6 protein-coding genes are annotated in these 14,068 nt (G+C 38.1%); 5 read left to right on the top strand and 1 reads right to left on the bottom strand.

Going from position 1 to position 14,068, the window contains the following annotated elements:
* Positions 1-185: 185 nt before the first annotated feature.
* The 5 genes from QOL76_RS18300 (at position 186) to QOL76_RS18320 (ending at position 13,177) form a co-directional block, all read left to right on the top strand.
* Entirely contained in the window at positions 186-4,970 is a 4,785-nt protein-coding gene (locus QOL76_RS18300; RefSeq protein WP_283414408.1) for an Ig-like domain-containing protein, read from the top strand.
* A gap of 5 nt (positions 4,971-4,975) precedes the next feature.
* Positions 4,976-6,058, top strand: coding sequence for a PorP/SprF family type IX secretion system membrane protein (locus QOL76_RS18305; RefSeq protein WP_283414409.1), 1,083 nt, complete (start codon positions 4,976-4,978; stop codon positions 6,056-6,058).
* Between the two features lie 10 nt (positions 6,059-6,068).
* Positions 6,069-8,411: an OmpA family protein gene (locus QOL76_RS18310; RefSeq protein ID WP_283414410.1), complete on the top strand. Its 2,343-nt coding sequence runs from the start codon at positions 6,069-6,071 to the stop codon at positions 8,409-8,411.
* Between the two features lie 1,009 nt (positions 8,412-9,420).
* Complete coding sequence (locus QOL76_RS18315) at positions 9,421-12,732, top strand: PAS domain S-box protein (protein ID WP_283414411.1); 3,312 nt, start codon at positions 9,421-9,423, stop codon at positions 12,730-12,732.
* The gene (locus QOL76_RS18320; RefSeq protein WP_283414412.1) at positions 12,704-13,177 is read left to right on the top strand and encodes a DNA-binding transcriptional response regulator; all 474 of its coding nucleotides are present in this window, start codon (positions 12,704-12,706) and stop codon (positions 13,175-13,177) included. Before QOL76_RS18315 ends, QOL76_RS18320 begins: the two co-directional genes overlap by 29 nt.
* A 44-nt stretch (positions 13,178-13,221) precedes the next feature.
* Here the strand turns inward: QOL76_RS18320 and QOL76_RS18325 are convergent, their stop codons facing one another.
* Positions 13,222-13,614 (bottom strand): response regulator, encoded by a 393-nt coding sequence (locus QOL76_RS18325; RefSeq protein WP_283414413.1) that lies wholly within the window; start codon positions 13,612-13,614, stop codon positions 13,222-13,224.
* Positions 13,615-14,068: the final 454 nt, after the last annotated feature.

Below are 14,068 nucleotides of genomic sequence, written 5' to 3' on the forward strand. Positions count from 1 at the left end.
TTCAATTTCTTTTATAATTATATGCATTTCATTTACATGAATACGCTTTATATTAATATGCAACCTTTTAAATATATTTTTAAAATTTAAATATCTAGTTTTATTCTTCAATATTGTTTTTGTGGAACATGGAGGTATGGCCCCGTTCCGGTTTTTTTTATAGTAAAATCCAAGTCGAAAGTTTTATGAAGCTAACTTTTATCCTCAGTTTTCTCTTTTGGTTTATCGGTTTTCCAAGTTTTAACGTGCAAGTTGAAGCCGAGGAGGTAAACACTACTTTTGTAGAAAATAATGATTGCGTCCCTGCGCAGTCATCAGATATTCAGGTTTTTGAAGATTATACATTCTGCCCAGGAGAAGAAGCTCTATTGAAAGTTTCTAGTAATTCTGTTGATTCCCCTGTTTTTACGTGGTATGCCGATCAAGAACTTACTGTAATTATTTCCCAAGGTTCAGAATTGATTTTGGATAGTTCCATTTCTCTGGAGAAGGTATTTGTAACAGTTGAGGGACCAAACACCTGTAGATCAGAAGTGGGGGAGGCTAAGCAAATTGATGTAGGATATTATTCAATTTCAGAGCCTTTACTTCCCAAGGGAATGTCATACTTTTCACCACAAGGCTTTGGAGTGGATATATTAGCCGAATATCCCGATCTGGCTCAAGCAGACAATTTTGAGTTTCACTGGTTCGATGAAGATGGTTCATTGCTGGGGATTTCACCAGTTTTTATGGTGGATAAGGAGCTTCCCCGAGGATTTTACCAATACAGTGTAGCCTCCAAAAATACTCTTACTGGCTGTTTAAGTAATAGGCTTGAATTTACTGTGGTGGTGGACGATACAGAAATTCCATTGGATAATTGTACAGTTGCAGGATCATATACTATTTCTAGTAACATATGCCCCTCCTGTACTGTTGACTTACCTGACAATGCTGTCGATTATAATACGGAAACCTATTCCGAGTTACGGGCTGTAAAAAATGCCTTCATCGGGGGATTTATAGGTCAAAATCTAATATTCCCCATTGTAGGGAATAAGGGAGATAGTGTAAGTGTTAGCCTTTCTTTTCCTACTTGGAACGGACAGAATGACAAACTATCATCTATTAGCCTTTCTTTATATAATGGAACTAGGAAAGTAAGTTCTGAATATTTTTTGAATACTGATGCTGTGCATGTCAAGAAAGCAGGAGACATATACAAGTTTACTATAGCCGCTGATTTGCAGGATAATTCAGAGTCATATGTCAGTGTCTTGGTGAAAAGTTATACAGCTCTTCCTGATTTTTTTGCCAATGTTAGAGTACACGCGGCAGAAATGATTTTTGCCATTCCTACCTATCCATCAGATCCCTTTACCACTTGTGAGGGGACGAATACTCGTATTTCAGCAATTCCTGGAGAAAATACTTTTTTAAGATGGTACTCCACCGAAACTGGGGGGCAAGAATTAAGTTCAGGTAATGGCTACACTACCCCAAAGCTATCCGATCCTGGTGAATACATTTACTGGGTGTCGGTCTTTAGGTCAAATTGCGAATCATATGCCAGATACCCCGTAAGAGTAAGTGTTACTGCCAGGCCTAAAGAATCAGATCTTGAAGTGGACGGTGGGGGAGAATATTGCCATGGTGATATTGTTATATTAAAACCTGGTATTCAAAAAGAGAGTCAGTTTACTCAGGATGAGATCAAATTCCTTTGGTACTATGATGCTTTAGGGGTAAATAAAGTGACTCAAACTGATAATATTAAGCTATCTCAGGAAGGAGATCTAACCTTGCAGGACTATGAACCTGGAGAGTATGCTTTTTATCTCAGCGCAGAGTCCAAGACTTCCTGTATGCTTTTGCCTCCTGACTTCAAAAAAGTGGAATTCAAAATTAGGGAAGAAATACAGCTACCAGTTTTTAGTAATACAGAAATTGAATTATGTAGCGAATTGAATCCTACTTTGGAGATACTAAAAGCTACTGGTAATGTTCAAGTTAAATGGTATCAAGATCAGGGCTTGCAAAGACCCCTTCCCCATACGACTCATTTAGAGGATGGAGTCACCTACTATGCGGTTACTTTAAACCAATATAATTGCGAAAGTATCCAATCAGCTCCTGTGACTGTTAGATTAAAAAGTTGCGCACCTGTACTTTCTATTACAAAATCACCTTTAGGCACAGCTCCCCATTCAGTTACTTCAGGAGAGGAAATGCAGTATTCAATTCTAATTAGAAATGAAGGTATATTTACCGCATACAATCTTCTTTTGGAAGATCCACTTCCTGCAGGGACCAGCTATGTGTCTTCCACACCGGAAGGGCAGTTTGATTCTGAAAAGGTAAGTTGGACTCTGGATAGCCTACCGGGAGGGGAAAGTCGTGTTTTTGAACTTCGCCTGTTGGTCTCTCCTTCACTGGAAGAGGGCACCATTCTGCGCAACACGGCCTACCTGACTGGTCCAGACGGGGAATTCGAGGATGAGTCTGAACCTGTAACTGTCCGTAGTGAATCTTCACTTAGCATAGAGAAAGAGCTACTCAGCGCTGCCTCGGTTTATCCGGGAGATACGGTTCGCTACAGCATCAGTGTTCAGAATTCCGGTCCCAGCGAAGCCTCCCAGCTCCGTGTGGTAGATGACCTTCCTTATGAGTTGGAATATGTGGGAAGTGAAGGAGGTGTGTACCAGTCTTCCACGCATGAAGTAGTGTGGGAACTTGACAGACTTGGAGTTGGAGAGCGGACCTCCTTTGAGCTTATTACCCGGGTGTCCCTTTCCAAAGAGCCGGGTCTGGTACGCAACGCTGTGACTGTTCTGAACAGAAAAGATGAAGAGGAAGATACAGATACCAATGAAGAGGTAGAGGTAGTCCCACTTGTACCGGAGCTTTTTCTGGAAAAAACACTTCAGGGTGATACAGAGGTACTGGCAGGGAGCGAACTGATTTATCAGCTTTTAATAGAGAATCGAGGAAGAGGTACCGCCTACAATCTTCTTCTGGAAGATCCACTTCCTGCAGGGACCAGCTATGTGTTTTCCACACCGGAAGGGCAGTTTGATTCTGAAAAGGTAAGTTGGACTCTGGATAGCCTACCGGGAGGGGAAAGTCGTGTTTTTGAACTTCGCCTGTTGGTCTCTCCTTCACTGGAAGAGGGCACCATTCTGCGCAACACGGCCTACCTGACTGGTCCAGACGGGGAATTGGAGGATGAGTCTGAACCTGTAACTGTCCGTAGTGAATCTTCACTTAGCATAGAGAAAGAGCTACTCAGCGCTGCCTCGGTTTATCGGGGAGATACGGTTCGCTACAGCATCAGTGTTCAGAATTCCGGTCCCAGCGAAGCCTCCCAGCTCCGTGTGGTAGATGACCTTCCTGATGAGTTGGAATATGTGGGAAGTGAAGGAGGTGTGTACCAGTCTTCCACGCATGAAGTAGTGTGGGAACTTGACAGACTCGGAGTTGGAGAGCGTGCCTCCTTTGAGCTTATCACCCGGGTGTCCCTTTCCAAAGAGCCGGGTTTGGTACGCAACGCTGTGACAGTTCTGAACAGAAAAGATGAAGAGGAGGATACAGATACCAATGAAGAGGTAGAGGTAATTCTAACTGAAAAAGTTGAGCTGCAAATCGAGAAATCCATCATTAGTTCTCCAGTAAGTATAGGAGGGGAATTCAGGTTTGGAATACAGCTCAAAAATGTGGGTAGCTTGAGCTTAACAAATTTAATACTTACTGATACACTTCAACCTTACTTAGATTTTCTCACCTCAGAATTTTTGCCTAGTGCAAATGATGAAAGTGTACTGACTTGGGAAGTTGATGATTTGGCACCCGGAGAAAGTATAAGCTGGGAGTTTGTTGTTCTACTTGATTATCAGCCAGACCTTGTTGGAGGGGAAATTACTAACAAAATATGGGCAACTGCTGAAGGACACCCCGACAGGTGGTCCGCTGAAGTGACTGGCGAAATTTTTGGTCCGCCATTAAGCGAATGGGAAGTGGATAAAGAACTGATAGGGGATCTGTTTAATATAGGAGATGTTGTTCAGTACGGCATCAGCATCCTAAATAAGGGAGAGCATCCAATCCGGAATGTAAAGATGAAGGATTATTTTCCTTCTGGTCTTCAATTTCTCGGTGTAGATGGGCCTGGATCTCTTGAACTGTTTGACAATGACTCACTGGAAATTACCATCCCTATATTGGAGGTAGGGCAACATCTGGACTTTACCCTGTCTTTTCTACTAGTGGAGTTTTCTCAAGGAATGATCAATGTAGTTACAGCAAGTGCAGACAATGCCCCAGATGTGACAGATTCCACTGAGATTCTTGATTTAAAAGAGGTAGATGTCACTATTTTAAAAGAAGTGTCTTCACTGTTAGTAGAAGTTGGGAAAGAGTTTAGTTATAAAATCACCGTGTCAAATATTTCAGAAGTTGAAGCTTCGTCTATTGAAGTTATTGATGTTCTACCCATTCAGATGGAATATATCAGAAGTGTTTACACGGTGGGACTGGCCAGCTTTAATTCTTCCGAGAGGTTACTCACCTGGAATATAGAAAAACTTCTTCCTGGAGAAGTGGTGGAACTCACTGTGATTGTGCTAGCTACCACTGAAGGTAAATATATAGCGAATAGCACCTCAGTCACTTCCCATGAACAAGACTCTGATTATTCCAATAATGAAAGTACTGTCATTCATGTGCAATTTTCTATTCATTTTCCGAACGTATTTACACCTAATGGGGACGGGATCAACGATACATGGGAGATTACAGGAATAAGTCTTTTCCCAAACAATTCTCTGGCAATAGTCAATAGGTGGGGTGTTGAAGTATACGCCGCCGATAATTATAAGAACGTTTGGACAGGTGGAAACTTGGTTGAAGGGACGTATTTCTATTCATTTAAATGGACGGATGAGTCCAACCATGTCTTTGAGAAAAGAGGGTTTATACACTTAAAAAGATAAGCATTATGGAATCCAGATTTATTTTTAATTCAGTCCTTGATCCCCATTTATTAAGCTATGGTTCCGGCCTGGTATTAAGGATTATTCAACTGTTAGGACATTTACTAAAAGTCCTTTTTTATTCTGCTATTTTCAAATTTCTTCTATCGGTAGTGGTTTTAATGATAGTTATATTCCAGGGGTCTGCTCAGCAGGTGCCACAGTATAGTCAATACCTGTTCAACCCCATTTACATCAATCCTGCTTATACTGGATATAAAAACGACGTATTCGTTCAGACTTTCTATAGAAAACAATGGGCTGGCCTGGAAGGTGCGCCGAGTACTTTTGGAATTGCAGCTGACGGAATAATCCCTCTTCATAATATCGGATTAGGAGTGGTCGCTTCTTCTGATCAGCTTGGCCTGCAAACTACCCAATCACTTTATTTTAATGGTGCTTACCATCTCCAGGTAGGAGAGTATTCATTTTTAAGTTTTGGTGCTGGGGTAGGCTTTGTAAACTATAGGATTAAATCAGAAAAATATGATCCAACTGTTGCTGCAGATCCTTCATTGATAGGCACCGGTGAAAGTGTGATATATCCTGATTTGAACATTGGCTTATTGTATTATTCGGACAGATTCTATGTAGGCTTTTCTATAGATCACGCACTTGAAAATATACTTCAAATAAAAAATGTTGATTTGGCTGTTAAACCAAAACGGTCCTATTCCCTTACAGCGGGGGCACTAATCGATCTTAATGGATATTTTTCCCTTAAACCTAGTCTATTTCTGTTGGATGATCTCAAGGCCATGACACGTATTGATGGAAATTTATTTCTACAGTATGACCAATTATTGGGTTTGGGACTAGGCTATAGAAGAAGTTTCAACTTTTTTGATAGAGTGGATGATATTGGCCTTCAGAAAGAAATTGCATTTCTGGTAATGGCTGAAATCTTTGTTCGGAAGAATTTTAGGTTCGGGTATGCTTTCGACCTTCCAGTATCCGGACAATGGAGCAGGCTCAATTCACATGAATTTTCACTGGGATATATGATCTCTTCACCTAGATCCAGACTGAAGTCGCCTAGGTATTTTTAATTAGTCTATAATGAAAAATTTAATAGCATATGTCGTCTGTCTTCTATCCCTCTGTGGCTGCGTTTCCTATAAATCCATTCAAAGAGAGGCTGATAAGCAATTCGGGTTATTTGAATATGATCCCGCAATAGAGAATTATAAAAAAGTTTTTGAAAAACGCCCTAGCCATTATTTAGCACTTAGACTTGCAACCTCACATCTGAAAAAGAGAGAGTTTAAAGAAGCTGAATTTTGGTATATATGGTATAGGGAAGGAGGAGATATGGGTGTAGAAAATTACTATGACCTCACAGAGATATTTATTGGAAATTCTAAATTTGAAGAGGCTAAACAAGCATTATCTTCGCTTGCTTCATTGGAGCAGGATCAGACATCTTCGCCTAGATGGCAGATGTTATACAAATCCGCATGGGAAGCAAAATCTATCCTTAATTCCCCTTCCACTTCCGAAATCATACCATTCAAAGAGGTTAATACTACCTATACAGAATTTGCATATTCCGCTTTCGGGACTCAGAAGTATTTTGTCACTGATAGGTTCTCTGAGCCAAAGGATGGTGCTAAATCCAAGGATTATAAATCAAGTAGATATGATTGGACAGGAAATGGTTTCTTACAGATTTATGAAGGTAGATATGATTCTATGAAGAGAGATCTTCAAGAGATTCATCCATCTTCAGATTTCAATTTCCCTCTACATGCTGGGCCACTGAGTAGGGATAGTATTTACTTGTTTATTACCAGCACACCAAAGAAAGGCCCTGCCAAGCATAGAATGTTAGAAGAGATAATTCCTCAGATTACCTGGGAAACTCAGGGTACAGAAAATGCCAGATTAATAACTGATACACCGACTAATTTTCTTACTGACCCATTTTGGGATGCAGATAATCAAAAACTATATTTTGCTGCTGACTATACTGGCGGTAGTGGTCAATTGGACCTATACCAGATGGTATTAGATAAGGATGGAACTTGGACTGAGCCCTTATCTCTAGGTGATGCAATCAATACATTTGGTACAGAGAGAAGCCCATTTGTTCATAAGGATACTCTATACTTTGCTTCGGATGGATTGGGCGGGCTAGGTGGACTGGATATTTATTATGTTCCCTTGCTATCCTCCTCTATAGATTCAATTCCTCATAATATGGGGGTACCTTATAATTCAAATAAAGATGACTTCTTTTTCTTTATTGATAAGGATTTAAAAGGATTACAGGTGATCTCATCAGATCGTGATGGAGGTATGGGGATGGATGATATTTATTATATTAACAAGATTCCTGAAGAACAAGTCAGGCGTATAATTATACAGGTTGAAGATGCGGAGACTCATATTCCTCTTCCTAATATTGGTGTAGAACTTCAAAAACAAAGTCTTAATACCTACCAGAACTTTCTTACAGAGGAAAATGGTACCACGGGTTTTTTTGTGACTCGTGCTGATACGCTAATAAACATCAATGTCTTCGGTCAGGATTACCTTAATTACGAAGTTAAAGAGTTGAATATCAGTAATGTGGATACTATATTTATTGAATTGCAGCGCTTACGACTAAATACACCAATGGTACTTAGGGATATTTATTATGATTTCGATAAGTATACTATTAGACCGCAGGAAAGTGAATCAGTTATCAAGCTTTCCGGTATCCTGAATGATAATCAATCACTGAATGTATTACTTAGATCACATGCAGATTCAAGAGGAACGCATTCCTATAATCAAAAACTCTCAGAGAGTAGATCCAAATCTGTAGTAGATTACCTGATTAGTGTAGGAATAAACAGAGACCGGATTTTTACAGAATCATATGGAGAAATTTATCCGGTCAATAATTGTGGAGATAAATGCAGTGAATATGACCATCAACTAAATAGGAGAACAGAAATTCTGTTTTTTCAGGGTGGTTTTCAGGCGAAACCTTATGAATACCCGTTGCTTGATATGAAAAATGGAAATAGGATGGAAGTAAATACAACAGTTCCTGAAGTTATTTCCACGCTGATTCCTAGTCAAACACATGAAGAATCAGATTCTCGCATGAGCCATAAGTTTGAGGATAAAAGTATGGAAGATTCAATCCAGAGTAGCCCTCACAAAAATAAATATTATCTGATAGCAGGAAGTTTTGTTACTCTGCAGGCAGCAGAAAAACATACCTCTAACCTTAAAACTAAATTATTAGAAAAAGTGATTATTCTCCCGCTCGATAGTAAATCAATGAGATATAGGGTTTCTTTAGGGGAATTTGAGGATTATGAAAAGGCAGATTTAAAGTTGGAATATTTTCAGCAAAAACTAAATCAAAATGATCTCTGGATTATGGTATCCAATAGTTTGCCATAATTGTTCACTATTTTCATTTAAAAAACTAATGTATGTAGATTCCTGGAAAATTGGTTTTGACTGAATGTAGTTTGATGATTTAGTATTGAATGCTACTTGCATTTCAGAAAGGCATAAAATTTTATCTGATTATACGCCTCTTTGCCAGAAGACCACAATGTCCTCGACTTACCTCGGCCACTGAATTTGAGGTTTTAAATTGGAGGAGAGGGGAAATTCGGCGCATGATACGTCCTGCCTAAAAGCCAAAACAAACGTGCAACGAGAGAAGTCAAGGTGAAGCTTAATGGAATTTGGCTACCGCCAGAATTGCGTATATCAATACAATCATATATGATAATACAGAACTCTGCCAGAAACTTCATTGAGATTTATAAAAAAGTTAAAATCAGAAGGCTGTTCACAGATTGGTCATATAAAACATGGCTGCAAAAGCAAAATATGTAAGGTTAAATCCATTATTCAGTTTTCTCCTGGATTTTAATCAGATACAACTTATCTCAGCTTCCTTTCATGAATAATTTCAGAAGATTGAAATTTGCAATATTCGTATATGAAGTTAGTTTCCTTCCCCGATTAGTGCTTAATTGATTATCCAGTACTTTCACGGTCTTCATTTGTACCATTTATTGGTCGGGTTGGATACATTTTAATTATTTTGGTAAGGGGAAATAATTAAATACTTAATATTTATATCCCCAATTGCACCAGATATAAAGCGACTTAATTTAGGTTAACCACTAGCTTTGCTGGTACTTCGGTCACCCGTCTCCCGATAGCTACCGGGAGGTCTCCCAGCCTGATAAGCAAAGTAAAAGAGGTCACTGGCGTCATTGCGGATAATCAGAATACTTAATCTTTAATCAATTCTGGACTTGGAATTAAGAATAAACTACACTCTAGTCATGATTGACATTTTCTTCGAAATTAAAATGATTCCTTTTTGTTGACTATACTTCTACGGGTATGCTAGTATGAAATTTAAAATATGTTATAATTTTCCTTCCATATGATTGATTCGGATATTCTTCTAACTACTACTAGCAAGGCTTTGTCGATTTTAAGAGACTCTAATGACTTCGAACATTCCGTTGCAAGATTTCTAGAGGAGATGGGACAGAGCTTACGCCTAGATTGCACTTACATCATCAGATGCCTGGATTCTTACCAGAATGGCGGAATGTGCTATGATTATGAATGGTGTAATAAAGATGTTGATTCTCGACTAAAGGGAGTTAAGTCAAAGATTCTTCTAAGTGCTAAAACAGGCCTAATCAAAGAAAGACTTCTATTAGATGGATGTTTTCATTCTAATGTTGACCCTAAGTATGATTTTTTTGCTGAATTCCAGGGTATCAGGAATATGAATGCTTGTTTGCTTGTACCCATTTGTGTCAATAAGGGGGTTTGGGGTGTGCTTGGTTTTGAATATAGCTTCTCCTTTCCTTACTTTTCTGATAGTTCTATTATACTCCTAAAGAATTTGGGAATAAGTCTTGGCTTCTTGATGCTCAGTCGCGAGAGTAAAAAACAACAGTTAGCGTGTGAACAAAAATATGGACGAATTATTGAAAATATCAGAGATGTTGTTTTCGAACTTGATTTGGATTTCAGGTTTATCTATCTAAATGGAGGATGGGAAAGACTCTATGGCTTTAGTAAAGAGCAATCCATTGGAAAGTCTATTTTTTCCTTTATAGAAAAGACATTTATAGATTTTTTCCTAGGTGAGCTTAAAGTGCTTTCTAGTGGAGTTACACTTAAAATATCTCTGGATCTTCCACTCATAACAGCCAATGATGGCTTACGCTGGGTAAGAATTTCAGTCAAACGGCCTGTAGATGGGGAAACAAGTCTTTTAGGAACTATTCTCGATATCCATCAAAATAAACTTAATATGGTAAAATTGAGGGACAGCCGCTCTGCATTTAATTCACTTTTTCATACCGTTGAAGGCTTAATATTTATAGGAAATCCATCTACCAGATCCTATAGTTTAATATCAAATAGAATTTCAAATTTTGGTTTGAGGCAAGAGGATTTTTTTAATAACCCGTCCTATTGGTATGAGATCGCACATCCAGACGATCGTTCACAGGTAGAGAAATTTATCCATAATTCTTGGATCCAGGACAGCCAAAAATTGGAGTATAGAATAATTAATATTTTTGGACAAACCCTCTGGGTTGAGAATAAAACATGGTTGGAATATGATCTGTCCGGAAAGCCATTCCGTCTGCATGGACGACTATCCGATATCACCAGAACTAAATCAAAAGAACTGGAATTAGTGGAAAGCGAGGAACGCTTTAAGGTTATTTCAGAAAACCTTCCTTTTCCACTTATTATGTGTTCATTGGAAAAGCTCGAGGTTCTGTATATTAATGAATTCTTTCTTGCTTTGATCTCACAAGGCAAGTCCGCCGTCAGACAGGATTTCAATTTAGATGATTTTGTCTTCCGTCCTGATTCTTCTATTTCCGTAAGAGAGTATATTCTTGATGTAGTGGAGATAGATAACCTGGAGGTGTTGGTTCGTGAAGCAGACGGTAATCACTGGTATAGCCTTTCCTCTCAAAAACTTCCATATAACGGAGGATTTGTAGTGACTATAATCTTATATAATATCCATAAACGTAAACTAGCCGAAATTGAGCGTATAAGGCTGGAGGAGGTACTAGTAGCACTGGATCAGACCCAGATCAGTTTTTCTATGGAAATGGAAGTGAGAGAGACATATTCAAAACTTCTTTCTACCCTGATTTTTTTTACCAAAAGTGAATATGGGTTTTTAGGAGAAGTGCTTTATGATGAGCATGGCTCCCCCTATCTCCGCTCAAATGCCATTAGAAATTCGGAATGTAACGAGGAGACTCAACGCTTTATAGACAGCCACATGGAGAAGGGGTTTGTCTTTAAAGAACTGGATAACTTAATAGGTCAGGTGCTTGTTTCAGGTTTATCCCTGATTTCAAATGAGGTAGGACAGTACATCCGCTCCAATGCAAATATGCCTAAAGGGCATCCACAGCTCAAAAGATTTTTAGGAATACCAATTTATAAAGGGGAGCAGCTTATCGGTATGGTTGGACTTGCAAATAAACAAAAATTGTATTCACAAGAGGACATAGATTTCTTACAGCCATTTATGTCAAGCTATGCAAACCTTATAGGTTTGGTAAATGAAAATAAAAAACGTGTTAAAGCTGAAAGCTTACATAAGGAATCTGAAAACCTCTATAAAATATTATCCGATAACGTGGATGATGTAGTTTCTCTTCATGACCTTCAGATGAACACAAAATACGTTTCTCCTTCCATTGAGAGAGTTACAGGTTTCTTCCCTCAGGATCTTTTAAATAAAGATTTTTTCAAATACATCCATTTTACTCTTCCTAACTCAATTGATTTTGAGAATTATCCAAAATTTGTGATCCCCATTACCCATAAAAAATCAGGGAAAATAATTCAGATAGAGATGATTTGGAAACCGCTCTATAATAACCAAGGGAAACTTTATTCTTATCTCGCCACTTCCAGGGATGTCACAGACAGAGAATTGATCTTGGAAAAGCTCAATAAAACGCTGAATAACGAGAAAGAGCTAAACCAACTTAAATCAAGATTTATTGCGATGACTTCACATGAATTTAGAACTCCTTTAGCAACTATTTTCAGTAGCAACGATTTGCTTAGACGGATTCTTGGCCAACTTGATGAGAGGGATATTAAAAGCAAATCTCTAAAACACGTTGATAAAATAAATTCTCAACTTCTTAGGCTTAATCAAATGGTCACTGACGTACTGTTAATGGAGCAGAATTCAGACGGTAGGCTAAACGTCAACTTGAGTCTATTAAATTTTAATGATATTATAGTAGAAACACTTCAGGAAAACTTCTCATTTGATGCCACAAATCCTTGTGTCTGCCTAAAACTTCCGAAATTATCTGTATACTTGAAATCCGATCGGACTTGGCTATCGTATATTATCAAAAATATTGTGGAGAATGCCCTTAAATACTCCAAAACTTCTGATAGATTACCAAACCTGTCCTTAAACAAAAAGAAAGATACAATTGTTCTATTAGTTCAGGATTATGGAATTGGCGTCCCAAAAAAGGAGCAGAAATTTATTTTTGATCCTTTTTACCGGTCTTCCAATGCAAGTAGCATTAAAGGTACTGGTCTTGGTCTCAGTATAGTCTATGAATTGGTATTGAAGTTGGGGGGTAAAATTAACTTCAAAAGCAAAGAAAATCTTGGCACCTCTTTTTCAATAGTATTCCCCTATGACGCACAAAATTCTTCTCCTGGATGATGGAGAAAGCCTATACAAGACGTATAACACCACATTCAGGAAGAATGGCTTAGAATCAATTTGTTTAATTGAGCTTAGCGAAATTGCAGAAGTGTTACTTAAAAATGAAGTGGACATAGTGCTTGTTGATACTAAACATATTTCAGAAAATACTCTTTATCAGATAGTTGCAGAGATTAGCTTACCTGAAAATCAAAACCTTCCTTTTATATTTCTTGGTAGTGATATTATCGATAGCGACAAATTCGACTTTAGTTTGAAAATTATTTTATGCTTACCTATTAGCCCAGAGTTGCTAGTAAATACCATAAAAAATGTTCTTGGCGAAAAGATAAGAAGAGAAGAATGGGGTAAACAGGACGAAAGAAATACAAACATTTTATCCCTTGCTAGACTCAAAATTGATTCAATAAGTGCTGAAAGGAGACTACAGTCTGGGGAGTAAGTCCACAGATTGATTTTAGAGTTTGTAACCGGCTGTTAGTACAATTAATTACTTTGTATGCATTCCGCATATCCATCTATGAGCTGCAAAATATCATTCCGCAAGTGATCAAGCGAAAATGGCTTTAAAATACAAAGATCAAAGGTGTGTCCTTGCAATTCTTCTTCAGAAAGTAAATCAAATGCGGATATGGCAATAATAGGTAGCTTTCTTGTTATTGTATTCTCCCTCAGAACTTTCAGGAATTGATATCCGTCCATGTAAGGCATTTTGAGGTCAGTCACAATGATATCCGGTAAATTATCGGTATTAATCTGGTCAATAGCATCAATTCCATTGCTTGCTACTTGGACTTGGAAATTATTCACTTCGAGAAATCGTTGAAGCATAAGACGATTGATCATACTGTCTTCTACAACTAATATTTTTTTCTTCATGGATCTATAGGTTTGGAATAGGTGTAATTTTAAATACAAATAAGTTGACTGGCTTGGACATTAATAAAGCACACAGAATTAAGCCGATTCTAGCTTCCGGGGAAATGACCTTTTTTTCAGACTGAATCTGGAAGTGCTTACGATTTAAAAATAAGTTAACCCTTGTATTCATTTCTTAGGAAATAGGAATTGCCTGATTGAGGAAATGATTAGGAAAGCACACTTTAAGTGCATAGAACTATAGATTAAGAAAAAAAATCAAACTATGGGTTCTAAAATCAAAAAAAGAGATGCTTACGCCTTGGTTATTTGGGATTCACTTTGATATCATATTATAACCGTTAATTTACCTTTTTTTTTAATAGGATCAATAGAAAAAATAAAAAATTATGGATAAACGCAATTCTGCCAGTAGCCAAATTCCTTTATGCTCCACCTCGACTTCGCTCGGTGC

It is taken from the genome of Algoriphagus winogradskyi (genome assembly GCF_900182815.1).
Lineage (GTDB): Bacteria > Bacteroidota > Bacteroidia > Cytophagales > Cyclobacteriaceae > Algoriphagus > Algoriphagus winogradskyi.

Bases quoted from the DNA above. Each gene is read 5' to 3' on its own strand.
- QOL76_RS18310 (WP_283414410.1), top strand. From the start codon at position 6,069: ATGAAAAATTTAATAGCATATGTCGTCTGTCTTCTATCCCTCTGTGGC.
- QOL76_RS18300 (WP_283414408.1), top strand. From the start codon at position 186: ATGAAGCTAACTTTTATCCTCAGTTTTCTCTTTTGGTTTATCGGTTTT.
- QOL76_RS18305 (WP_283414409.1), top strand. From the start codon at position 4,976: ATGGAATCCAGATTTATTTTTAATTCAGTCCTTGATCCCCATTTATTA.
- QOL76_RS18320 (WP_283414412.1), top strand. From the start codon at position 12,704: ATGACGCACAAAATTCTTCTCCTGGATGATGGAGAAAGCCTATACAAG.
- QOL76_RS18315 (WP_283414411.1), top strand. From the start codon at position 9,421: ATGATTGATTCGGATATTCTTCTAACTACTACTAGCAAGGCTTTGTCG.
- QOL76_RS18325 (WP_283414413.1), bottom strand. From the start codon at position 13,614: ATGAAGAAAAAAATATTAGTTGTAGAAGACAGTATGATCAATCGTCTT.